At 41.6% G+C, this 25,020-nt stretch carries 20 protein-coding genes, 1 other RNA gene and 1 other annotated feature; of the genes, 18 read left to right on the forward strand and 3 right to left on the reverse strand.

Going from position 1 to position 25,020, the window contains the following annotated elements:
- Positions 1-96: 96 nt before the first annotated feature.
- Positions 97-2,295 carry a bifunctional (p)ppGpp synthetase/guanosine-3',5'-bis(diphosphate) 3'-pyrophosphohydrolase gene (locus ACGLYD_RS05865; protein WP_067208213.1) on the forward strand — a complete coding sequence of 733 codons (2,199 nt, stop codon included), beginning with the start codon at positions 97-99 and terminating at the stop codon, positions 2,293-2,295.
- Between the two features lie 16 nt (positions 2,296-2,311).
- Complete coding sequence (gene dtd / locus ACGLYD_RS05870) at positions 2,312-2,752, forward strand: D-aminoacyl-tRNA deacylase (protein WP_399631870.1); 441 nt, start codon at positions 2,312-2,314, stop codon at positions 2,750-2,752.
- Positions 2,753-2,964: 212 nt separating this feature from the next.
- On the opposite strand, the gene ACGLYD_RS05875 is transcribed toward dtd, so the two are convergent.
- A complete protein-coding gene (locus ACGLYD_RS05875; protein WP_399633123.1) occupies positions 2,965-4,479 on the reverse strand; it encodes an N-acetylmuramoyl-L-alanine amidase in 1,515 nt (504 codons plus the stop codon).
- A 151-nt stretch (positions 4,480-4,630) separates the two neighbouring features.
- Positions 4,631-4,867: a binding site (T-box leader), on the forward strand.
- A gap of 171 nt (positions 4,868-5,038) precedes the next feature.
- On the opposite strand from ACGLYD_RS05875, the gene hisS reads away from it, so the two are divergent.
- From hisS to ACGLYD_RS05905, 6 genes are all read left to right on the forward strand, one after another.
- Positions 5,039-6,313 (forward strand): histidine--tRNA ligase, encoded by a 1,275-nt coding sequence (gene hisS, locus ACGLYD_RS05880; protein ID WP_067208221.1) that lies wholly within the window; start codon positions 5,039-5,041, stop codon positions 6,311-6,313.
- 19 nt (positions 6,314-6,332) lie between these two features.
- Complete coding sequence (gene aspS / locus ACGLYD_RS05885) at positions 6,333-8,099, forward strand: aspartate--tRNA ligase (RefSeq protein ID WP_067208224.1); 1,767 nt, start codon at positions 6,333-6,335, stop codon at positions 8,097-8,099.
- 89 nt (positions 8,100-8,188) lie between these two features.
- Positions 8,189-8,369: non-coding RNA, 6S RNA (gene ssrS, locus ACGLYD_RS05890), on the forward strand.
- A 96-nt stretch (positions 8,370-8,465) separates the two neighbouring features.
- Complete coding sequence (locus tag ACGLYD_RS05895) at positions 8,466-9,233, forward strand: ThiF family adenylyltransferase (RefSeq protein ID WP_067213910.1); 768 nt, start codon at positions 8,466-8,468, stop codon at positions 9,231-9,233.
- 128 nt (positions 9,234-9,361) lie between these two features.
- Positions 9,362-10,183, forward strand: a complete 822-nt coding sequence (locus tag ACGLYD_RS05900) for a DUF6612 family protein (protein ID WP_399631874.1) — start codon at positions 9,362-9,364, stop codon at positions 10,181-10,183.
- Between the two features lie 322 nt (positions 10,184-10,505).
- Complete coding sequence (locus ACGLYD_RS05905) at positions 10,506-11,243, forward strand: DUF4184 family protein (RefSeq protein ID WP_399631877.1); 738 nt, start codon at positions 10,506-10,508, stop codon at positions 11,241-11,243.
- Positions 11,244-11,444: 201 nt separating this feature from the next.
- On the opposite strand, the gene ACGLYD_RS05910 is transcribed toward ACGLYD_RS05905, so the two are convergent.
- The gene (locus ACGLYD_RS05910) at positions 11,445-12,179 is read right to left on the reverse strand and encodes a DUF5694 domain-containing protein (RefSeq protein WP_187047483.1); all 735 of its coding nucleotides are present in this window, start codon (positions 12,177-12,179) and stop codon (positions 11,445-11,447) included.
- 431 nt (positions 12,180-12,610) lie between these two features.
- On the opposite strand from ACGLYD_RS05910, the gene ACGLYD_RS05915 reads away from it, so the two are divergent.
- From ACGLYD_RS05915 to ACGLYD_RS05930, 4 genes are all read left to right on the forward strand, one after another.
- Positions 12,611-12,952 (forward strand): DUF5412 family protein, encoded by a 342-nt coding sequence (locus ACGLYD_RS05915; RefSeq protein WP_399631879.1) that lies wholly within the window; start codon positions 12,611-12,613, stop codon positions 12,950-12,952.
- Between the two features lie 75 nt (positions 12,953-13,027).
- The gene (locus tag ACGLYD_RS05920; protein ID WP_067208236.1) at positions 13,028-13,342 is read left to right on the forward strand and encodes a hypothetical protein; all 315 of its coding nucleotides are present in this window, start codon (positions 13,028-13,030) and stop codon (positions 13,340-13,342) included.
- Between the two features lie 88 nt (positions 13,343-13,430).
- On the forward strand, positions 13,431-13,619 hold the full coding sequence (locus tag ACGLYD_RS05925) for a hypothetical protein (protein ID WP_340741932.1): 189 nt from the start codon (positions 13,431-13,433) through the stop codon (positions 13,617-13,619).
- A 105-nt stretch (positions 13,620-13,724) separates the two neighbouring features.
- Positions 13,725-14,054: a hypothetical protein gene (locus ACGLYD_RS05930; protein WP_399631882.1), complete on the forward strand. Its 330-nt coding sequence runs from the start codon at positions 13,725-13,727 to the stop codon at positions 14,052-14,054.
- 439 nt (positions 14,055-14,493) lie between these two features.
- Here the strand turns inward: ACGLYD_RS05930 and ACGLYD_RS05935 are convergent, their stop codons facing one another.
- Positions 14,494-15,780 (reverse strand): replication-associated recombination protein A, encoded by a 1,287-nt coding sequence (locus tag ACGLYD_RS05935; RefSeq protein WP_067208245.1) that lies wholly within the window; start codon positions 15,778-15,780, stop codon positions 14,494-14,496.
- Between the two features lie 131 nt (positions 15,781-15,911).
- On the opposite strand from ACGLYD_RS05935, the gene cymR reads away from it, so the two are divergent.
- The 6 genes from cymR (at position 15,912) to alaS (ending at position 24,958) form a co-directional block, all read left to right on the forward strand.
- On the forward strand, positions 15,912-16,331 hold the full coding sequence (cymR, locus tag ACGLYD_RS05940; protein WP_067208248.1) for a cysteine metabolism transcriptional regulator CymR: 420 nt from the start codon (positions 15,912-15,914) through the stop codon (positions 16,329-16,331).
- A 12-nt stretch (positions 16,332-16,343) separates the two neighbouring features.
- Positions 16,344-17,486 (forward strand): cysteine desulfurase family protein, encoded by a 1,143-nt coding sequence (locus ACGLYD_RS05945; protein ID WP_340741934.1) that lies wholly within the window; start codon positions 16,344-16,346, stop codon positions 17,484-17,486.
- A 23-nt stretch (positions 17,487-17,509) separates the two neighbouring features.
- On the forward strand, positions 17,510-18,631 hold the full coding sequence (gene mnmA / locus ACGLYD_RS05950; RefSeq protein ID WP_338652729.1) for a tRNA 2-thiouridine(34) synthase MnmA: 1,122 nt from the start codon (positions 17,510-17,512) through the stop codon (positions 18,629-18,631).
- A 13-nt stretch (positions 18,632-18,644) separates the two neighbouring features.
- The gene (locus tag ACGLYD_RS05955; protein ID WP_067208256.1) at positions 18,645-19,310 is read left to right on the forward strand and encodes a lipopolysaccharide assembly protein LapB; all 666 of its coding nucleotides are present in this window, start codon (positions 18,645-18,647) and stop codon (positions 19,308-19,310) included.
- 15 nt (positions 19,311-19,325) lie between these two features.
- The gene (locus ACGLYD_RS05960) at positions 19,326-21,776 is read left to right on the forward strand and encodes an ATP-dependent RecD-like DNA helicase (protein ID WP_338652726.1); all 2,451 of its coding nucleotides are present in this window, start codon (positions 19,326-19,328) and stop codon (positions 21,774-21,776) included.
- A 548-nt stretch (positions 21,777-22,324) separates the two neighbouring features.
- On the forward strand, positions 22,325-24,958 hold the full coding sequence (alaS, locus tag ACGLYD_RS05965) for an alanine--tRNA ligase (protein WP_399631887.1): 2,634 nt from the start codon (positions 22,325-22,327) through the stop codon (positions 24,956-24,958).
- The last annotated feature ends 62 nt before the right edge of the window (positions 24,959-25,020 follow it).

Consider the following 25,020-nt stretch of genomic DNA (forward strand, 5'->3'; position numbering starts at 1 on the left):
ACTTTACCATATACTAACCCTTTACACGAGCATGTATTTATACATACAATAGGTAATACAATCATTTTTGCGGATAAAGTCGGAAGGGGTAATCGTATGGCGAAAAATCGTGACATGACGGCGGAAGAAATATTCACACTTGTTGCCTCTTATATGAATGAAGAACATGTTGAGTTCGTCAAAAAAGCATATGAGGCAGCGAAAACTGCACACGAAGGACAGCATAGAAGTTCAGGTGAGGTATATATTATTCACCCTGTCCAAGTAGCGGGTATTCTTGCCGAATTGGAAATGGACCCTTCGACAGTTGCAGCTGGGTTTCTACACGACGTTGTGGAAGATACAGACATCAGCAGGGACGACATCATCCGAGATTTTGGAGAAGAAGTGGCAATGCTTGTCGATGGTGTGACGAAACTCGAAAAATTACAATATAAATCCAAAGAAGAGAAACAGGCAGAAAATCATCGTAAAATGTTCGTAGCAATGGCTCAGGATATCCGTGTCATACTTATTAAATTAGCGGACCGGCTCCATAATATGCGAACGTTAAAACATGTCCCGGAAGAAAAACAGCGCCGGGTTGCGGCTGAAACGCTGGAAATCTTCGCACCACTTGCCCATCGTTTAGGTATTTCAGCTATCAAATGGGAGTTAGAAGATACAGCATTACGTTATTTAAACCCACAGCAATATTATCGAATTGTCAATATGATGAAGCGCAAACGCGTCGAACGAGAAAACTATTTAGTAAACGTTATGGAGCAAATCAAGACGGAAATTGGAGAGATGGAAATTGACGCTGATCTTTCAGGACGTCCAAAACATCTGTATTCAATTTACCGCAAGATGGTTATCCAAAAGAAAGAATTCAATGAGATTTATGACCTTCTGGCTGTCAGAATTCTCGTTTCAAGTATTAAAGATTGCTATGCGGTTCTTGGTATCATTCACACATTATGGAAGCCGATGCCTGGCAGATTCAAAGATTATATTGCGATGCCAAAACAGAATCTGTATCAGTCGTTGCATACGACCGTAGTAGGGCCGGCTGGCGATCCGCTTGAGGTACAAATTCGGACCGAAGAGATGCACAAAATTGCTGAATTCGGAGTTGCAGCACACTGGGCCTATAAAGAAGGAAAAACGGTAGCCGAAACCCCAAGTAATATTGATTCGAAATTGACTTGGTTCAGAGAGATACTCGAATTTCAAAACGAATCATCTAACGCTGAAGAATTTATGGAATCACTTAAATTCGATTTATTCTCGGATATGGTCTATGTCTTTACGCCGGACGGAGACGTTATTGAACTGCCGGCAAGTTCAGTCCCCATCGATTTTGCCTACCGTGTCCACTCAGAAATTGGGAATCGGACAATAGGTGCAAAAGTGAATGGAAAAATGGTCCCGCTTGATACAGAATTGTTTACGGGAGATATTATTGAAATTTTGACATCGAAGCAATCGCTTGGACCAAGCCGTGATTGGTTAAAACTTGCCAATACATCGCAGGCGAAAAATAAAATCCGGCAGTTTTTCAAGAAACAACTCCGGGAAGAAAACATCCTAAAAGGCCGAGAAATGATTGAAAAAGAAATAAAATCACAAGAGTTTGATGTGAAAGAAGTACTAACACAGGAAAATATTAAACGCACAATCGAAAAATTCAGCTTCACTTCCGAAGATGATATGTATGGAGCTGTTGGGTTCAATGGTATAACCGCTCAGCAGGTAGTTAATCGTCTTGCTGAAAAGTTACGGAAAGTACGTGAACAACAAGATACAATTGACAAAATCGTTTCAGACATGAAATCCCCTCAACCGGAAAAAATGACTGAATCAGGTGTTATTGTTAAAGGGATCGACAATTTGCTAATTAGGTTATCGAAGTGTTGTAATCCAGTCCCAGGTGATGAGATTGTAGGATTCATCACAAAAGGTCGCGGTGTTTCCGTCCATCGTACCGACTGCCCTAATATTGTGGTCGAAGATGATGAGCATGATCGAATTATCGACGTCGAATGGGCGATAGGGCCTTCTAGTTCAAGGAAAGAGTTCCTGGTTGATATAGAAGTGTCAGCTTTTGATCGACAAGGGTTGTTGAATGAAGTGATGATGGTTGTCGCCGATACGAAAACGCCGATGGTTGCGGTCAGTGGCAAAGCGGACCGAGACAAAATCGCCCGCATTCATATGACGATTAAAATTATGGATATTGCACATTTGCAAAGAATTGTTGATCGGATTAAACAAATCCGCGATATCTATTCTGTAGAACGTGTCATTAATTGATTGGAAGGTGTAACAGATGAAAGTTGTGTTGCAACGATCGGGTCCAGCTGCTGTCCGCGTCGATGGGGAGACAACGGGTTCAATTGATAAGGGATACGTGCTCCTTGTTGGTGTAACTCACTCGGATAGCGAAGAAGACGCTGCTTATCTTGCGAAGAAAATTGCAGGCCTTCGTTTATGGGAAGATACGGAGGGGAAGATGAACCATTCAATCCTTGAGGTAGGGGGGGATATTCTTTCAGTATCCCAGTTTACTTTGTTCGGAGACGTGAAAAAAGGACGTCGCCCAAGTTTCATTGAAGCGGCAAGACCCGAACAGGCAAAACCGCTTTGGGAATTCTTCAACCAAAAATTAGTAGAAGAAGGCTTGAAAGTTCAAACCGGTGTTTTTGGCGCAATGATGGATGTCGAGCTCATTAACGATGGGCCTGTAACGATTATTCTAGACTCGAAATGACATGGAAAAGGACCTTCCTCAATACCTGGGAAGGTCCTTTATGTTTTTGGAGAGTGTTTGGTATGTCTTTTTCTAATCAGTGCGTGGTGTCAGTAACTGGCACCACGCATTTTTCTTCATACTACTAGTGATTGTATTCTATACAAACTAAGCGAAGGCATCCCCGAGCGCCGTAACGAATTCAATGGGATTCTTTATCTCAACATTTCTAGTTAATTAGCATTGAAATAGTCGAGAAGCCCTTGATATATACCATGCGTCGCACGTTCACGGAACATGTCGCTTGTGACCGTTCGTTCCTCAGCAGAATTCGATAGGAAACCTAGTTCAATCAGAATAGCATTTTGCCTATTCTCACGAAGAACTAGGAAATCGCCAGACTGTGATCCTCGGTTACGCAAATTCACTGATGAGGCAAGCCCGTCATTAACCGAAGAAGCTAGCGCTTGTTGATGTGCGTGTGAGTAATACGTCGTAAAGCCCGCTACGCTAGAATCGGGATTGGCATCATAATGGAGACTGATGAATGCATCCGCAGCATGCTGATTACTGATAGCGACTCGTTTTCTCAGCGATACATAAGTGTCTGTTTCACGAGTTGTGATCACATTCGCGCCTGCAGCTTTTAATTTAGCTGCTAATAATTCAGAAGTAAGAATTGTAATGTCCTTTTCGTCTGTTCCACGGGCTCCTGTTGTGCCGCGGTCATTACCGCCGTGTCCAGGATCAATCACGATAGTAAGCCCCTTTAAAGTGCCGGCAACACGTGGGATTGATTCTTTCATAACGGGTTCTGTCAATAGTGCCTCGTCGCCCGTAGAGACTACCCATGTAGCAATAAATGCAGAAGCCCCTGTCGGTAAAGAAATTTCATACCAGTCGCCATCTTGTTTAACAATTGGAAACTTTTCTCCTGCATCTGCTCGAGCGGCAATCTGTGAAGAAGTCGTAGCGGCTTCACGGATATTTGTCCCATTTGACAGGATGGTAACCGTTCCTAAATTTGAGCTTTCGGAAGTCTGGTTGCCATTCGATGTCAGCGTGCCGTGGAATGAGTAGACCCAACCCAATTCGTTATCATCTAATGAAATTTGTACCCAATTGCCATTGACTACCTTAACGTCATACGATTCACCTTGACGGATGAGTCCTACTCGTTTGGAGGTAAGGTCTGCATTTTTTCTGACGTTGAGTGCTTCAACTGAAACGGTAAATGACTCGGGTGTTGCGGCTTGATTGGTTGTCAGTGGTTCAGTTTGATCTGCCACCGGTGTAATATAATCTGTATGTACCCAACCGCTTGTGCCGTTAAATGTAATGGAAGTCCATTCACCATCATTTCCAGTGGCAATTGCTTCGTCCCCAGCGGCCATCCGACCAAGTACTGCTGAATTGGTGGAAGGACTGGATCTCACATTTAACTGACTGACGCGTGAAACGACTGCGGTACTTGTCCCAGTAGCTTGATCTGCGGAAGCAGTTAGCCAAGATGCAATCCATCCAGAACTGTTGCCATGCTGGATTTGGTACCAGTCTCCAGAAACAGCAATAACGTCTACCCGATCACCCTGTTTTAGCGAGCCGATTACAGCAGAAGTAAGCCCGGCACCGGACCGGATGTGTACGGATTTTGCATCAACGACGACTGATTCCGTATTAGCGTAAGTCGTTGGAATGTCGTGGAATACGCTGAATAAAAGTATGAATGCGATCATCCATTTGCTCATTTTTGACAAAATATCATACCCCCTACAGTCCATTGTAGAAGTTTTCACTACAAAAAACTACAATTAATCGAAAAAGGTTGACACTATGACGCAGAATCATTAAGATGATGATTAATTAACAATTTAACTCACACGGATAGTACGTGTTATATTTATGCCAACGACATGGAAAGTAATTGTATAATTGACTGACAAGAGAGGGACGGACGTGGCTGAAATCCATCCTACAGCGATTTACAATGAATAACACCATCGAGGCTCTGTGCTGAACGATTTCTAATTCAGTAAGTACAGACGGAACCGGCCGTTATCCGGTTTTAGAGTGGGCGCAAACTTTTGCGTCAATTTGGGTGGAACCGCGGAAGCTATAAAGGCTCTCGTCCCTTGCATAGGCAAGGGATGGGGGTCTTTTTTTGTGTACCGACTAAGCGTGTCTAGGCTTCGGCGTGCCTACAGGAAGTAGGTTATGTAGTGGATAGGGATTGAACTTCATCCCTCTTAGTTGCTACAGGTCGTGGTGTACTTAGACTGCAATTCTTATTTAGGAAGGGGAATTTATATGATTTTCAAAGTGCCAAGAGGAACTCAGGATATTTTGCCATCTGAAACATGGAAATGGCAGCAAGCAGAAAAAATCATTAACGAAGTATGCGATATCTACCGTTATAAAGAAATCCGTACACCGATATTTGAACAAACGGAATTATTTCAACGTCTCGTAGGTGAGACAACTGATGTCGTTCAAAAAGAGATGTATACCTTTACGGATAAAGGCGATCGTTCAATGACGCTACGACCTGAAGGAACTGCAGCTGTCGTACGCTCTTTCGTGGAGAATAAAATGTTTGGTTACCCGGATCAGCCTGTAAAGCTTTTTTACACAGGTCCAATGTTTCGTTATGAGCGTCAGCAAGCAGGACGTTACCGTCAATTCGTTCAATTTGGAGCAGAAGCAATTGGCAGTGCAGATCCTGCGATTGACGCAGAAGTGATTGCGTTGGCACTGGATGTTTATAAGCGTGTGGGATTGACAAAGTTGAAACTTGTTATTAACTCGCTAGGGGATACAGAGTGCAGAATAGCGCACCGCGAAGCGCTTATTGCGCACTTCAATCCGCATATAGGGGAATTCTGTTCTGATTGTCAATCTAGATTGGAAAAAAATCCACTACGCATATTAGATTGTAAAGTCGATAAAGGCAATCCGCTCATTGCTTCAGCACCATCCTTAGCTGACTATTTGAATGAAACGTCTGCTCAATACTTTGCAGATGTAAAAGGTTATCTCGACGATGCAGGGATTTCTTATGAGGTCGATGCAAATCTTGTGCGTGGCCTTGATTATTATAATCACACGGCATTTGAAATTATGAGCACTTCGGAAGGATTCGGAGCGATTACGACTTTGTGCGGCGGTGGTAGATACAATGGTCTCGCTGAGGAAATCGGTGGACCTTCTGCACCAGGTATCGGTTTTGCGATGAGTATTGAGCGTTTACTTCTTGCGATGGCTGCTGAAGGGAAATCTTTTGAAGCTGAGCCAGTACTTGACGTTTATATCGTTACTCTTGGGGAAACAGCACGTCGTCCAGGCTTTAAATTGCTTGGTGCACTTCGAGAAGCTGGTATTCGGTCGGATATGGATTATATGGACCGGAAAATGAAAGCGCAAATGAAATCGGCAGATAGATTGAATGCACGGACAGTCGTACTAATCGGTGAAGATGAAGTAGCGGAAGGCGTTGCTTTATTGAAAAATATGGCTGACGGGGCGCAAGTAAAAGTTCCTGTTGCTGAACTGGTTCAAAAACTTAAAGAAACATTGATTGGCTAAAGAGAGGCGGATGAAGGCAATGAAACGTACACATTATAGTGGTGAATTGACAGAAGAGGTAATCGGACAACCGGTTACATTACAAGGATGGGTTCAAAAAAGAAGGGATCTTGGGGGACTAATTTTCGTCGACGTACGGGACCGTTCAGGAATCGTTCAGGCAGTATTTAACCCGAGTTTTTCAAGCGAAGCAATCGTGACGGCAGACAAACTGCGCAATGAGTTCGTAATCGAGCTAACAGGTTTAGTTGTTGAGCGCGCAGAAGGCCAGAAAAATCCGCTATTGAAAACCGGTTCGATTGAAATTCAAGTTACTGAATTGAACATCGTGAATGAGGCGAAAAACCCGCCGTTCATGATTGAAGATGAAACAGACGTGAATGAAGAAATTAGACTGAAATATAGATACCTTGATTTACGCCGTCCAAAACTTGCGAATACGTTCAAAATGCGTTCAGACATCACTAAAACAGTCCGTAACTTCCTTGACGATGAAGGATTTTTCGAAGTAGAAACGCCGATTCTAACGAAATCTACACCTGAAGGCGCACGCGACTATCTAGTACCTAGCCGAGTTCACGAAGGCGAATTTTACGCGCTGCCACAGTCACCACAACTATTCAAACAAATGCTGATGGTAGCCGGATTCGACCGTTATTATCAAATTGCACGTTGTTTCCGCGATGAAGACCTTCGCGCTGATCGCCAGCCGGAGTTCACTCAGATCGATATGGAAATGAGTTTCATGTCAATTGAAGATATTATTGAATTGAATGAACGAATGATGCAAAAGGTAATGAAAGATGTAAAAGGAATCGATGTTCAAATTCCATTTAAACGTCTTCCTTATGACGAAGCAATGGCGCGTTTCGGTTCAGATAAACCGGATACGCGATTTGCATTGGAACTGACAGATGTCTCTGACGTCGTTAAAGATTCTTCATTCAAAGTATTTACGGCAGCAATCGAGTCAGGTGGGCAAGTTAAACTCATCAATGTAAAAGGAGTAGCGGATAGCTATTCTCGTAAGGACATCGACGCACTTGGCCAGTTTGCAGCAGTCTACGGCGCAAAAGGCCTTGCATGGTTGAAAGTCGATGCCGAAGGTCTGAAAGGACCTATCGCGAAGTTCTTCGAAGGAGAAGAGGGCGAAGGACTAAAAGCTGCAGCGAATGCTGAAGTAGGAGATCTATTGTTATTTGTAGCAGACAAAAAGAAAGTTGTCGCAGATACATTAGGAGCACTACGTACTAAGCTTGCCAAAGATCATGACTTAATTGACGAATCGAAGTTCAACTTCCTTTGGGTAACTGAATGGCCTCTGTTCGAATATAACGAAGAAGCCCGTCGCTACCAGGCAGCACATCATCCATTTACAATGCCAGCAGATGTGGAAGAACTAGTAGCAAGCCCTGAGACAGTTAAAGCACAAGCCTATGACCTTGTTTTAAATGGGTATGAACTTGGTGGTGGGTCACTACGGATTTACAAACGTGATGTTCAGGAAAAAATGTTCGAAGCACTTGGATTCAGTAAGGAACAGGCGAACGAACAATTCGGATTCCTTCTTGAAGCATTTGACTATGGAACACCTCCGCATGGCGGAATTGCATTCGGTCTCGACCGTATTGTAATGTTGTTATCTGGTTCGACGAACTTGCGCGACACTATTGCATTTCCGAAAACAGCGAGTGCAAGCTGCCTGTTAACGTCAGCGCCTGATCACGTTGACGATACTCAACTAGCTGAACTTGGAATTCGAGTGATGGCAAAGAGTAAACGGTAATCAGTAATCAGTTAAGTTAGAAAAATGTAAAAACTATTTCCGTGAAATCGTTGAACTGACTAAAGATGTATGTTATTATACAAGTAATACGAATCCTGAAGTGTTCGTTATTTGCCAATCAGTTTTGACCGAACATTTTTTCGTCGGGAGTCCGCATTTCGAGTCGGATGACATGCCTTTAGTCGGGACCTCAAAAGAATCGGATAGGACACCCACCTGCTGAGAGCGGGTTCAAAGCGATACTACAAAGACGGCACATTTGGGATTCGTTACTTACATGATCATACACCCCTCTGACTTACGTGCGGAGGGGTTTTTTATTGGGGAAAATTTAAATTTATAATGGATGGAAAGGCGGAATTTCAATTGTTACATCAATTTTCAAGAAATGAATTAGCCATAGGTACAGAAGGTGTAAATCGTATGCGGGACATGACTGTCGCGATACTTGGTGTTGGAGGAGTCGGTTCATTTGCGGCAGAAGCATGTGCGCGGAGCGGAATTGGACGGATTATCCTTGTCGATAAGGACGATATTGACATAACGAATATTAATAGACAGCTAATCGCTAATTTGTCGACAGTCGGCCGTTCTAAAGCAGAAGTGATGAAAGAGCGCATTGCTGATATTAATAAAGAGTGTGAAGTGATTTCGCTCCATATGTTTTATACGGAAGAGACAGCTGAAGAGTTTTTCAGTTACAAACCTGATTATGTCATCGATGCATCTGATACAATCATCTTTAAAATTCATTTGATTAAAGAATGTGTCGCACGTAACGTAAAAATTATATCGAGTATGGGTGCTGCTAATAAGATGGATCCGACCCGTTTTCAAATTGCGGATATTTCAAAGACGCATACAGATCCGGTAGCGAAAGTAATTCGCCGCAAACTTAAAAAAGAAGGTATTTATCAAGGAGTGTCAGTGGTCTTTTCTGATGAAAGCCCCATTGTCGTGAGACCGGAAGTTGTTGACACAGTTGGTAAACCTGATGCCTTCATTCGAAAAGCGAAAATGCCACCTGCATCGAACGCATTCGTTCCATCAGTTGCTGGTCTTGTTTGCGCCAGCTGGGTAATGAATGATATCGTTGCCGATATTCCTATCCGGCGAGTGAAAGATAAAGTATAATGAATAGTACCGTGTGGATAAGCTTTTTCATGCGGTACCTTTTTGGTTGTCACCAAAATATGGGTAGAGGTATAATAGAGTGATTGCTTATGAAAATGAACTTGGATTGCTAGAAAGGGTGTTTATGTGTGAATAAAGTGTTTAAGGTATTTGTTTTTGGGTTAGTTGCCCTTTTATTAACAGCATGTGGCAATGTGGAAGCGAAACAGGGGATGACGGCACAAGACGTTTTCGAAAAAGCGAAAGATGCCTCTGCTAAATTGAAAAATGTGCGTACACATATCTCTTATGATGATTTTTGGAAAACAACAGCACCTGATGAAAGATATAGCGTGAAATATGAAATGACTTCAGATGCTGCGTTACAACCAGAAATAGTTAAACAGGACGTAAAAGTGCGACCGCAACCGATAAATGGGGATCCATGGGATGCGGAAGTATATAAAGTAGATGACCGTGTTTTCATTAAGGATACGAAAGTAAAGGAATGGGAAGAGTTGCAGTCCGGTTCGATTGCCGAATTATTCGGTTCGATGATTGAAAATGTTCAGCCAACACTGGACCTCGCGTTTTTTAACGACTTTGAAAACGATTTTGTGTTAGAACCGATTGACTATGGTTATAACTTAAGGCTGTCATTATCGAGAGAACAATATAAAGAATTTAAAAAAACACTGTACCTGTCGAACAACGGTAGCGATACGGATGTAGATGTAGTGGACAGTGAGTTTCCCCTTATTAATAAATTCGACATTGTGATTGGAATTGATAGCAAATCATTCTATGTAACTGATTTCAAAATGACACTTGATACAACAACGTACTCAATGGTACAAGTTGATGGTAATTCCCATCGAGTTAAACAAACGATCAATGCAGTTTATAGTCACTACGACAACGTGGATGATGTAAAGGTTCCGGCAGAACTATTAGAAGCTGCAGCTAACTAAAAAATACTCAGTAAAAACCCTCCTGAAAGTTTAACTTTTAGGAGGGTTTTGCATATGCTATTTTGAATATCGAGTAATTGTCTCGCAGGAGCTTATATTGAAAGTGTGGCGGGCATAACAAGCTTTATGCTAATTGGGCTGAATAACCATCAACATTACTATGAAAGAACTTTCATTTAATTACATATTAATATGGTTGATAACTGGGATTTCAATCATGAGGGATTACTCCACTGTTTATTTCGAAGTTTCTTATGATAGATTAAGACTATCAATATTTAACTGGAATAAAATTTAACAAAACAACTAGGAGTGTAATAGCATGCCACTAACTTTTGCTCACCCAGCAGCCATACTTCCGTTCTCAAGAAAAAGTAAATATATTAACTTTTCTGCAATGGTATTCGGTAGTATGGCTCCTGATTTTGAATGCTTTTTGAGAGGCCAACCAATGGGGGACATTGGACATACTTTTACTGGGCTCGTTTTGTTTAATTTACCCTTGGTGACAATCGTTTATGTAATTTACCATATATTTGTACACCAAATTCTATTCAATCATTTACCAACTATTCTACAAGATACTTATGTGAAAAGAGTAGATTCGACTATTATATTAAAGGTAGTTGTATTTTGTTATTCTGCACTGTTCGGTATGTTAACTCACGTTGTATGGGATTCTTTCACTCATATAAACGGATATATGGTGTTAAAATTTCCGGCTTTATTCACTCACAGCTATAACATCTATGGTTTTGCTATACCTTTGTATAAATTTTTACAACATGGGAGTACATTATTTGGAATAACAATGATTTTAGTTTACATGTATTATAGAGCATTGACCCAGAGAAAACATAAGCATATTACTGTTTATCCTAAGAAAAAAATTATTTTTTGGTTTTCTTTATTCATTTTAACAGTATTATTTGTATCGTTGTGGTGTCTTATTGACCCTGTTTCGATAACCAGTTATGGGATATTGGTCGTTAGAATTATAGACTCTTCTTTACTAAGTTTATTCCTAATTTCTTTGTTGATAAAATATGTTCGAATGTAATTAATATTTCCTGGATTTTAGGAACATGAAGATAAGTACAGATTGGGGTAGGTTCTGTGGAAAAACGTATTTCATTTGATTATCAAATCCTAAATAAAACCAAGTAAAGCATATAATAAGCGCCCCAGAAAAAGGGGTACTTATTATATTCTTACTCATAATCTAATTTAATGTTACCCACTGAAAGAACACTCCACCTATTTAATTTAAGTATTTATTCGCATCAACCACCGTACATACTCCGGATTCCTCCAAAAACTGTTTAATAAGATGAACGTGGCCGCCGCCGATTAATAGCAAAACTCGATCCTGTGGAGTTGATATCAACCTTCTCACATTTGTATAGAGTATTAAATTTCGTTTGTACCACCAAGTTAACCAATCCATTGCGTAATAATCTTTCTCTTTTCCAATCATCGCAAATTCCATGTAAAATTGGTGCATCTTTTTAACAGTTTCTGCTTCATTCACACGTTTATAGCCTTCTAAAATCGGGAGTTTGGACCATTCTTCTGCCTCACGTTGCATGGGTTCCATGTACGTTGTCATTATTTTCTTATAGCGTTCGGGTTCATACTCTTTTGCATACTGAAAAATATCGCCTATTGTTGCTATTTCATTATCGTCCCCCCTCCAATCGATACAAGAAACTTCGCTTATGCCCGATTCCTTCGCTAAAGGGAAACCAATCGTTTCTATTTCATTTTTCATTGGGGTCGGATCATTCAATAGATACTTTCGATAACTTTCATTTAACTTCGATTGTACTTCCCGATCAGCTTCGACAGCTAACTTTGTCGGATTAAACCGACTTAGTGCGTCAACAACTTCCTTTGCTTCTAGCTCTAAATCAATATCGTTTTTGCGTTCAACATTGATTAAATCCGATGTGTCTCCTAAATGATACACCCCGACGATCATCACTTCTGGAATCATGTTAACCCTCCACTGTAAAGATATTGTAGTTGAAGATTGTTATTACTCTTTCAATTAATTGTATATTATCCAAAATGTAGTTTTTAACCAGAAAAAGTAATAAGGTGAATACTTTTTTGTAGATAGTTAATTAAGCTATTCCAAGAATCAAAAACGGTCATATAAGATTTCAGTGTTTTTGTTTTTAAACATACTGTTATCTCTCTTTTTTCGTAATTTTCCGCTTAAAATTTATAGCTAGAGTTAGATAGCGATTAATCTTTTGGTACTAACAGTATAGAGTAAATGGACTTAATTATCGGTCTTAGAGTAATTAATATCAAATTTTTGTAACGTTAAATGAAAGATGATTTTTATTTATTGAAACTATTCAGTCACAATGAACGTACTAGTAGTAGAGAGATTTCTAATTTAAGTAATGTGTAGATCGATTGTACAAGGGACCTGTCAATTCTCCGACAGAAAAAAATACAGCTAATGCTTACTACATGACATATGGTGGTGCCGCTGGAGGTGTCAATCTATGGATAGAAATCACTTATAATGAAGTGGATGATAAAATTGAGACAGTTTATTATAGTGATGCAAAAAGTTATTTTTCTATGGAGTGGAAGGATGAAAACACTTTATATATTATAAATGAAGAAATTAAGTATCCAAATTCAAATAGAAGTATTGAGTTGGAAATCGGCAAAGAAATTTATCACGAAAGTGGGTTAGTATGTCAAAGCTGGATAATGAAAGATCAGTATGAGACTTGCTATCAAAACTAACGACTCTTGTTTGGTTTAGGGGCAGGACTGTTGAACAAGAATGAAGAAACGAAAAATATAAAGGGGGGATTAGATATGATTGTTTTGCTTAATCTTGGCAGCTTAGTGCTTGGGCTAATTGCTTGGATACTTCCTGTTGTTAATCTGATGCGATATGAAAAGCAGAACCAAAAGAATTGGGTCCCTCTTACTATTATGAGCATCAGTGCTTGTGCTATTTCGCTATGTTTCCAGATTTTTTATAACTATCACTTGGTAAAGATTGAGGATTGGTCTGCTCTTATGGACACAACGGGTGCTGTGGCGTTCGTTGCGGCAGTTCTTCTCATCGTTACCATCCTATTAAATGTAATTACGCTGATTGTATATCGTGACCGAGCAGCGAAGTAGGATGTCAAATTCCAGTTTATAAGGTTGAAATAATTAATTCACACTTCTCTTATTAGGTATTTGGATTGTGAAAAGGGGAGGGAATGTAATGCATTGGGTGATGTGGGTTTTCTGGGGTTCCATTGTAACTTTGCTTGTAGGTGGATATCTTGTGGATTTTTTGACTGGGCGAAAATATGATTTTAAAGAACAGGAAAAGTCAGTGAATCAAAACTCAGCGGTAGCCGGTTCTCTACGAGAAGTGGCGCGGAATGACCAGCAAAATGGACCGTTTTAATAAGAGGAAAGTTGAAGGGGGGAGTCTTAAATTAAAAGATTTTTATTTTATTTCGTTTCCGTAGTAGTTATGGGATTTATTTTTTATCTAGGAATGGATTATAAAGTGCGATTAAGAGAAGAGTCGGCAACAACATTTAATTTAATGCCTTTTTTAATTTTTATAACTATTTTTCCTGTTTTTATTGGATTTTTTTTACGATTCCCTAAATTAATTATAGAGATAAAAGAAAAAAAGCAATGGTCGTTTGATTGGATTAAGGTTGTTGCAATTGGAATTCCGTCTCTTTATATAGCAATGATACCTATTCTGTCTATTTATTTCGGGTTGAATTTGTTATTCGCAAAAGAGTTTCTGCTATTAGGAGATACTACATTCACGTCAACAGCTGGGATTGTATTTGGTTATGTTTTGTTAGACAGCTTAAAAAAATAACAATTCCTCAACTAAAAATGCGGCACTACTCATTTTGGGTAAACTAGGTGGTATACCTCTCCCAGATAACGAACAAATCTAGCGAAGGAGCGACAAGCGTGAGGCCATCACCAAAAGAAGAAGCATAGTTGGAAGAACATCCCATTCGTTAAGTACAGACTATATAACTGGGTGCGTTTCTACAAAAAAGTAGAGGCGCATTTTTTGTAACTGGCAATTTAGATGGGAATAAGTGAAAAATTACACTTTTGACTGTTTCCCTTCTGTGTAAGAAGAATACAGAAATGAGCATGAAGACTGTATTATGGAAATCATATTCAAGAAAAATAGGCAGTCTATTCTCTATTAGATTGTAGAGAATAGACTGCCTATTTGGGGGTTTATATGGGTCTTATATCGCTTGGGAAATTCATTTAGGGTGGGGTTTTAGATATTCCAGTCACTTCTTTTTCCGAAATTCTTTCAACCTATCATAAATTGCAGCCATCTTTTTTTCTTCTCCTGCTATAACCGGCTTGTAAAACTCCGTGTTTTTTAATTTATCGGGTAAATACTGCTGGTTAGTCCAGCCTCCGAAGGAACCGAGTGGTGTGTCATGCGGGTATTTGTAGCCGACGTGACCGAGCTTCGCCGCACCGGCATAATGTGCGTCCCGTAAATGCAATGGAATATCTCCGGTTTTGCCCTCGTTAATCGCTTTTACAGCCGCATCGAATGCTTTATAAGCTGAATTCGACTTAGAGGCCAGGCACATTTCGATAACAGCGTTTGCGAGTGGGATACGCGCTTCCGGCATGCCGAGCTTCACCGCTGCGTCTGTCGCCGCTAATACGTGTGGTCCAACCTCTGGTGAAGCTAATCCGACATCTTCGTAGGCCATCACAAGCAAGCGTCTATTGACGGCTACTAAATCGCCAGTCTCGAGAAGATTTGCAAGATAATAAATAGCGGCATTAACGTCACTACCACGGACTGATTTTTGAAGTGCTGACAATAAATTATAAAAGTGTGAACCTTTTTTATCCCCAAATAACCCGATACGTCCAAGCAGATTTTCAAGTAGCCAGTCTTCGATGATTATTTTTTCATCGACTTCATCGCTTGCGGAAACGGCAGATTCAAGAACAGTTAACGCTTTTCGTGCATCACCGTTAACACCTTCCGCAATCAATGTAAGCTGCTCATCAGTTATGGTAATCGGCATTTTTCCAAGCCCGCGTTCTTCATCTGCCATCGCCTTTTGAAGCACTTCCATTAGGTCTATTGGCTCTAATCTGGATAATTGTCGGATTTCACCACATCTGGAACGTATGGCGGGATTGACGTCGTGGTATGGATTTTCAGTTGTTGCTCCTATTAAGACGATTGCTCCACTTTCGACGTGTGGGAGTAATGTATCTTGCTGTAATTTATTGAAACGATGAATTTCATCTAAGAATAGTAGAACTTTCCCTGTAATGCGTGATTCTGCTACAACGTCTTCGACATCTTTCTTCCCTGAAACTGTTGCATTCATGGCGATGAAAGGCAGATTGCTAGTACCTGCAATTGCATGGGCGAGTGACGTTTTACCGATTCCGGGTTCCCCGTACAACAACATAGATGGAACATGACCGTTTTTTATCATCCGGTAAAGTGCCGTCTTTTCACCAATAATATCCTTTTGTCCAGCAATTTCATCTATAGTTCTTGGGCGCATGCGAAACGCCAATGGCTCATTTTGCAACTTATTCACTCCTTACCTAGTACATCCGTTCCTCTATTATACACGTTAGACAACCGTAAATCATTTTAAGGAAGCTTGAGGGTCAGTTATGCTATAATATTTTGAAGCAATCGTAAAAGGACGGGATAGATATGAAGATTTCTACAAAAGGTAGATATGGATTAACAATAGTTGTTGAACTTGGCTCTAAATTCGGGGAAGGTCCAGTACCGCTACGGAAAATTGCGGAAGAACAGAAGTTGTCTGAAGCATATCTGGAGCAACTTATTCCCCCACTTCGTAACAGTGGAATTGTGAAAAGTGTTCGCGGCGCTTATGGCGGATATATGCTGGCTAAGCCGCCGACGGAAATTACTGCGGGAGATGTTATCCGAATTCTTGAAGGACCCATCCAAGTTGTAGAGGGACTAGAGGGATCTGATATTCCGCAACAAGAACTTTGGAAACGGATTGGCGAGGCGGTACGCAGTGTCCTCGATACAACAACGATTGAAGACTTGATGAAGTCGGGTGAAAAAGATGAGCGCGATAGTTATATGTTTTACATTTAAAGGAGTCTTATTATGACTAAAATTTATCTTGACCATGCGGCGACGACACCGGTTCATCCGGCAGTAAGCGCTACTTATATAGAAACACTTGAATCTGTTTTCGGTAACCCTTCCAGTATCCATAGTTTTGGAAGAGAAGCACGAAAATGGCTAGATGACGCACGGAAAACGCTAGCACAGTCAATCCACGCAGAACCGTCGGAAATCATTTTCACTTCGGGCGGTACGGAAGCGGACAACACCGCGGTTTTTGGGACTGTTATGGCGATGAAGGTCAAGGGGAACCATATTATCACGACGAATATTGAGCATCACGCTGTATTAAATCCATGTAAACAACTAGAACTGCTAGGTTTCGAAGTAACTTACTTAGAAGTCGATGACAATGGACAAATAACTGTGGAACAAGTGCAAAAAGCACTGACAGACAAAACGGTTCTTATCTCGATTATGTATGGCAATAATGAAGTGGGTACCATTCAGCCGATTCGTGAAATTGGGGCATTGCTGAAGGAACACCAAGCCGTTTTCCATACGGATGCTGTTCAAGCTTATGGAATCGTTCCACTTCATGTGGATGAACTCGGCGTTGATTTGTTATCAGTTTCAGCTCATAAATTGAACGGTCCAAAAGGAATCGGTTTCCTTTATCAGCGTAAAGGACTTGATACAATACCAGTTCTTTTCGGGGGGGAACAGGAACGCAAACGACGCGCAGGAACCGAAAATATTCCAGCGATTGTTGCTTTTTCTGAAGCAGTATTAATTGCACAACAGGCGATGGAACAAAATACTGTGAATTATTCTAACTACGCAACCATTATGACTGACGTATTTAACCAACAAGATGTCACTTACGAAATGAATGTAAAAAGTGCGGAAAAACTGCCGCATATAATGAATGTCAGCTTCCCTGGGACAGATATTGAATCACTCCTAGTGAATCTCGATATGGCGGGTATTGCCGTGTCTAGCGGATCTGCATGCACTGCGGGTTCACTTGATCCGTCGCATGTCTTGACTGCTATGTTTGGTAAAGGGTCTTCCAAATTACGAAATTCGGTCCGATTTAGTTTTGGTCTCGGTCTTACTGAGGAAACGATTAAGGAAGCAGCGCAACTAACGGCTGAAATCGTCAAACGGTCTGTGAAATGAAAATATAAAGGATGAAAAATAGAATGAAAACAACTAAATCACCAGCAGAAACACGCGTTGTTGTCGGTATGTCGGGCGGCGTAGATTCGTCTGTTGCAGCACTATTGCTGAAAGAGCAAGGCTATGAAGTTATCGGTATTTTCATGAAAAACTGGGACGACACAGACGAATTCGGTGTCTGTACTGCAACGGAAGACTATGAAGATGTTATCAGTGTTTGTAATGATATCGGAATACCCTATTACGCGGTCAATTTCGAAAAACAATATTGGGATAAAGTATTTACGTATTTCCTTGAAGAATATAAAGCGGGTCGTACACCGAACCCCGATGTCATGTGTAATAAAGAAATCAAGTTCAAAGCGTTTCTTGAGCATGCAATGAGTCTAGGTGCAGACTATTTAGCAACGGGTCATTATGCACAAGTCGTAGAAGTAGAAGGCGGCGTATCAATGTTGCGCGGGAAAGATGCAAATAAAGATCAAACGTATTTCTTGAATCAATTGACACAAGATCAACTACAAAAAGTGATGTTCCCAATTGGCAATATGGAAAAAAGCGCTGTGCGCGAAAAAGCGGTTGAAGCTGGGCTTTCGACAGCGGCGAAAAAGGATTCTACGGGCATTTGTTTCATTGGAGAGCGAAATTTCAAGGAATTCCTTGGTCAATATCTTCCTGCTCAACCAGGAGATATGACGACGATGGAAGGCGAAACTGTAGGCCGTCATGATGGGCTTATGTACTATACGATTGGTCAACGTCACGGTCTTGGTATTGGCGGAGCTGGAGAACCATGGTTCGTTATTGGCAAAGACTTGAAGAAAAATATCCTTCTCGTTGGTCAAAACTTTGATAACGATGCACTTTATTCCGATAGTTTGACAGCAATTGACGTCAGTTTTTCGACTGTACGTGAACTGCCGAAAACATTCAGTTGTACAGCGAAATTCCGCTACCGTCAACCGGATACAAACGTCACAGTTGAACTAACTGAAGACGGAAGTGCAATCGTCCACTTTGCACAACCAGTGCGTGCAATTACACCTGGACAGGCCGTCGTTTTCTATGATGGAGACGAATGTCTCGGCGGGGGAACAATCGATACAGTTATCAAAAATGGTAAACAACTTGATTATGTTGGATAAGGGGAAGTTAACTATGGAATACAATGAAATTGGAATCGCCGCACTACAAAATGGCGAATATGAAAAAGCAGTCGAATCATTTATGCAAGGGGTCGAAAAGGACCCCGAAAATGCAGTCGGTTATATCAATTTAGGGAATGTTTTCGCTTCACTTGGAGATGCTGAAAGAGCAGAACCATTTTTCCAAAAAGCGATTACACTTGATGCTGAAGCTGGCACAGCGTTTTATGGTCTTGCCAATCTTTATTACAATAAAGATCGTTTTGAAGAAGCAGCAAAATTATATGAAAAGGCGGTCCGCAAAGGTGTTGAAGAGGCGGACGCTTATTTCATGCTCGGGAAAAGTCTCGAACGTTCAAGTAATGAGAAATTAGCGTTGCCTTATTTACAGCGAGCGACAGAACTGGCGCCGGAGGATCTTGAAATTCGGTTATCTTATGGGATTGTTCTTGCCAATTTGGAGCTATTTAAAGAAGCCGGAAATGAATTCCGTTTTATCATCGAACAGGACGAAGCAAGTGCCGATGCTCATTATAACCTCGGTTTCTTATATGCAGTGTCAACAGAAGAGAAACAAGATGCGCTTAATCATCTTGAAAAAGCATTCACAATCGATCCAGAACACGTTCAAGCACGCTATATATATGACATGATCAAGCTGGGCGAAGAAGGTAAATAAGAAGGGGTGGCGGTGATGGAAGGGAACAACATGGCGGGAAATACGGATGAAGTTTTTTTGATTGGACGACCAGTCGTGACAATCTTCCATAACCCCGACAGCCTTTTTACAATCGCGAAATTAAAAGTTCGTGAAACGAATAGTGGGAATGAAGATAAAGAAATCATCGTTAAAGGCAGTTTTCCACAACTGAATCCAGAAGATGACTATAAATTTACAGGTAAACTAGTTAATCATCCGACATACGGTGCGCAGTTTGATGTGCATACCTTTGCGAAAGAGATGCCGGCAACAGAAACGGGACTGGTCCATTATCTGTCAGGTGATTTGTTTCCGGGCATCGGGATGAAGACAGCTCAAACAATTGTTAAAAAGCTAGGCAAGGATGCTATTAAAAAAATACTTGACGATCCGTCTGTTCTTGGTACTATTCCGAAACTAGCGGATGATAAAAAAGAGACATTGATTTCCGTTTTGGAGCAGAATATGGGGCTTGAGCGGACAATTATCCAATTGAATGAATGGGGATTCGGACCGCAAATCGCTATGCGCATTTATCAGAAGTATCGTGAAGAATCGGTTTCATTGCTGTCGGAAAATCCATATCGACTTATTGAAGAAATTGAAGGGGTAGGTTTTCAGCGTGCGGACGAACTCGGCAAAAACCTAGGCATTACAGGAAACCACCCTTCAAGAATCAAGGCAGCCATTCTTCATTCAATGAACCAAGCAGTGCAATCAGCGGGGCATGTATACGTTGAAGCGGAAGCCATTTTGCCAGATGTCAAACGCCTGCTCGAAATGAGTCAGCGCATTGATATTCCATTTGCAGATATTTCCCAGGCAATTATTGTGCTTGTCGAGGAAGGCAAGCTATCTGCTGAAGAACGTAGATTATACATACCTTCCCTCTACTTTTCAGAAATCGGTATCGCTGCGAAGCTTGAGCGCATTATGGAAAATGACACAGCGGATCAATTTCCTGTGTCTGAAATAAGAAAAGCGGTCGGGGAAGTTGAAGAGCGGCTAGGTGTTAATTATGCAGAAACACAAGTTGCAGCGATTGAAACAGCCCTTCATTCGCCATTAATGATATTAACGGGCGGTCCTGGAACCGGGAAAACGACTGTTATTCGTGGTTTTGTCGAAGTGTATGCAGAACTTCACGGATTGTCGCTCGACCCGAAAGAGTATGCCAAAAAGAAAGAACCATTTCCGATTGTATTAGCGGCGCCTACTGGGCGTGCAGCTAAGCGTATGTCGGAATCGACTGGATTACCTGCGATGACAATTCACCGTTTGCTTGGATTCAACGGGCAGGAAAAGGATGAAGAGACTGAGCGGGAAGTTGAAGGGCGTCTCATTATCATTGATGAAATGTCGATGGTCGATACATGGCTTGCCCATCAGTTATTAAAGGCACTTGCCAATGATGTACAACTGTTATTCGTTGGTGACCAAGACCAGCTGCCGCCTGTAGGACCCGGTCAAGTACTTCGGGATATGCTAGACTCTGGGAAAGTTCCTATCATTGAGTTGACTGAAGTATTTCGGCAAAGTGAAGGTTCGTCGATTATTGAAATGGCTCATATGATTAAACGGTCAGAATGGACAGATGACATAACGAAGAAAACATCGGATCGTTCATTTATCAAAGCGGGTAGCGATCGAATTCTCGAAGTCGTCGAACAAGTCGTGAAAAATGCCATTACCAAAGGTCACCGCATTAAAGACATCCAAGTTCTTGCGCCGATGTATAGAGGACCGGCGGGTATTGATGGTTTAAACAAAATGATTCAGGAAATGGTCAATCCACCAGGACCAAAACGCAAAGAAGTGGTTTTTGGCGAAGCGATTTACCGAATTGGTGATAAAGTGCTTCAGCTTGTCAACCAACCCGAGAGTAATGTTTTTAACGGAGATATGGGTGAAGTCATTGCGATTATCAAAGCGAAAGAAACAATTGATAAAAAAGAACTACTAGTTGTTTCGTACGATGGAATTGAAGTTACCTATGAACGCAATGATCTTAACCAGCTGACACTTGCTTATTGCTGTTCAATCCATAAATCCCAGGGCAGCGAATTCCCAATCGTCATTATGCCAATCGTCCGCGGTCATCGTAAAATGTTGCGTCGTAATTTACTGTATACCGGCATCACTCGTGCAAAAAACTTCCTTATCCTCTGTGGTGAGCCTGAAGAGTTCAGGGCAGGTATAGCACGAACTGACGAATTGGAGAGGCAGACGACATTAAAAGAACGGTTAAACGGCGATGTCGTTGAACTGGTAGCTATGGAGTCTCCTGATCCTGAGCGTGCAAAGGTTTCTAATGAGGCGCATGTGAGTTCAGAGGATTCCCAACCTGTCATTTTCTCACTTACGATGGAAACTTTCCTATCAATCGATCCGCTGATTGGCATGAAAGGGGTAACGCCTTATGAATTTCTTGAAGTTTCAGATTGACAACAAGGCGGAACTTTTCTATAATCCAGTTAGAAATGTTATTCATATGTAATACGTTGACGGAGAAAGTAGACAAGTTTACTCGTCCAGAAAGGAGCCCCTTGGCTGAAAGGGTTCTCGAGCGAAAATGTTGAAAAGCTACTCCCGAGTGCAGCTCATCCCTGCCGTCCGCCGCGTTAAGGCAACCAGAGATGCCGGATTTAATTCTTCCGGTAATTAGGGTGGTACCGCGAGACTAACATCTTCGTCCCTTGCATTAGGGGCGGGGATTTTTTTGTGCTCACAGGACGCGGGTATGCAGCCTTTTCGACAGGACGTCGCGCACTTAGGCTGCATTCCTTCAGCGGTTTGCAATTATATCCCGACGTCGCGCTTGGAAATCAGGAGTTGCCGTTACGTTTCGAAAGTTGCCATTAGAAATCAAAAGTTGTGATTAGAATTTCGGAGTTGCCATTAGAGCCTCCAAGTTGACATTACGATTCGAAAGTTGCAATAAGAGGCCCACACCCGATATCCACATGTTTTCAATTTAAAAGGAGGATTCATTCATGAAAAAACTAACAACGTCACAAATACGTAACATGTTTTTGGACTACTTCAAGGAACAGGGGCATAGTGTTGAACCATCTGCACCGCTTGTACCAATCGATGATGCATCACTTCTTTGGATTAACAGCGGCGTTGCAACAATGAAAAAGTATTTCGATGGTCGTGTTGTTCCAACTAATCCGCGTATCGTCAATGCACAAAAGTCAATCCGTACAAACGATATTGAAAATGTTGGGAAAACAGCTCGCCATCATACATTTTTTGAAATGCTTGGGAACTTCTCAATAGGTGATTATTTCAAGGAAGGAGCAATTGTTCAGGCATGGGAATTTTTAACGGATGAAAAATGGATCGGTTTTGACCCTGAGCTGCTATCCATCACAATCCATCCTGAAGACGAAGAGGCATATGGAATCTGGCGTGACAAAGTAGGGATTGCAGAAGATCGTATCATCCGTCTTGAAGGAAACTTCTGGGACATCGGGGAAGGCCCGAGTGGTCCGAACTCAGAAATCTTCTACGATCGCGGACCGGCATACGGCGACGATTTCTCTGATCCTGAATTATATCCAGGCGGAGAAAATGAACGTTATCTAGAAATTTGGAACCTTGTATTCTCGGAATTTAACCATAATCCGGATAATACATACACCCCACTTCCGAAAAAGAACATTGATACAGGAATGGGACTCGAACGGATGGCATCAGTTATCCAAAACGTTCCGACAAACTTTGATACAGATCTATTCATGCCTATCATGAATGCTATTGAAAACTTTACCGAAGAGAGATACGGTACAGATGAACAAAAAGATACTGCATTTAAAGTGATTGCAGACCATATCCGTACAGTGGCTTTTGCAATCGGTGATGGAGCACTTCCGTCCAATGAAGGTCGCGGTTATGTGCTTAGAAGATTGCTACGCAGAGCTGTTCGTTTTGCGAAACAGCTGGGCATCAACAAGCCGTTTATGTTTGAACTTGTACCAGTTGTAGGAGAAATCATGCAAGACTTCTATCCTGAAGTGACTGACAAGAAAGAGTTCATCATGAAAGTTATTAAAAATGAAGAGGAACGCTTCCATGAAACATTAACGGATGGAATGACAATCCTTTCTGGCGTGATCGAAACTGCAAAATCATCGGGAACTTCTATCGTTCCAGGAGCTATCGCATTCCGTCTCTATGACACATATGGCTTCCCATTCGAGTTGACAGAAGAATTTGCTGAAGAAGCAGGGGTTACGGTTGACCGGGCTGGGTTCGATTCGGAAATGGACAGCCAACGTAAGCGTGCGCGTGCAGCTCGTCAAGACGTCGATTCAATGCATGTTCAGTCGGGTGTACTTGGTGAAATTCATGATTCAAGCGAATTCATTGGGTACAATCAACTGCAATGTGATGCAACAGTTGTCGCGCTCTTACTCGAAGGAACATTAGTTGACACTGCATCAGAAGGTGATGAAATTCAATTCATCTTGGATCGTACTCCGTTCTACGCGGAAAGTGGCGGACAAGTAGCGGACAAAGGAACAATTAGCAGCGCAACATTTGTTGCGGATATTAAAGATGTACAAAAAGCTCCAAACGGTCAAAACTTGCATACGGCAATCATTCGTTCGGGTGAAATGCATAAATGTGCAACCGTTCAAGCAGAAGTAAATCAAGCAGCTAGAAAACTAACGGTTCGAAATCACACGGCAACGCATCTTCTTCACAAAGCATTGAAAGAAGTACTTGGAGAACACGTTAACCAGGCAGGTTCCTACGTCGGTCCTGACCGTTTGCGTTTTGACTTCTCGCATTTTGGTCAAGTGACGAAAGAAGAACTTGAGAAAATTGAGCAGATTGTCAATCAAAAAATCTGGGAAGACATCGCTGTCGATATTGCAGAAAGACCGATTGACGAAGCCAAAAAACTTGGTGCAATGGCACTCTTCGGTGAAAAGTATGGCAAAGTGGTTCGCGTTGTTTCAGTTGGGAATTACTCATTGGAACTTTGCGGTGGATGTCACGTCGCTTCAACGTCTGTCATCGGTTTGTTCAAACTTGTATCTGAAAGTGGAATCGGCGCAGGCACACGACGCATTGAAGCACTTACGGGGCAGCAAGCCTACCGTTCATTCAAAGATGAAGAGGAAGTGCTCGTTAACGCTGCAAGCCTTTTAAAATCGAATCCAAAAGACGTTGTGACGAAGATCGCATCAGTGTTAGCTGAAATGAAAGAACTTCAACGTGAAAATGAATCACTATCTGCTAAACTCGGAAACAGTCAATTGGCGGACATTATGGCATCCTCTCAGCAAATCAATGACGTGACAGTGATCTCTGCACGTGTTGATGTGAAAGATAATAATGGACTTCGTCAGATGATGGACGAAATGAAACAGAAGTTATCAAAAGGAGTCATTGTCCTAGGTGCAGCGGCAGACGGTAAAGTGATGCTGGTTTCAGGCGTGACAGAAGATTTGAAATCAGGGAACTATCATGCTGGGAAAATCGTCAATCATGTAGCTACACAGTGCGATGGAAAAGGCGGCGGTCGCCCGGATATGGCAATGGCAGGTGCGAAAGATGTGTCTAAACTTGATGATGCCCTTCAATCCGTGTATGATTATGTCAAATCTGTTTAACTGGTGAATCAAATCGGGTATAATTAGAAATGTAATTATATCCGATTCATAAAACGGATGAT

Source organism: Sporosarcina sp. SG10008 (genome assembly GCF_044569405.1).
Taxonomy (GTDB): domain Bacteria; phylum Bacillota; class Bacilli; order Bacillales_A; family Planococcaceae; genus Sporosarcina; species Sporosarcina psychrophila.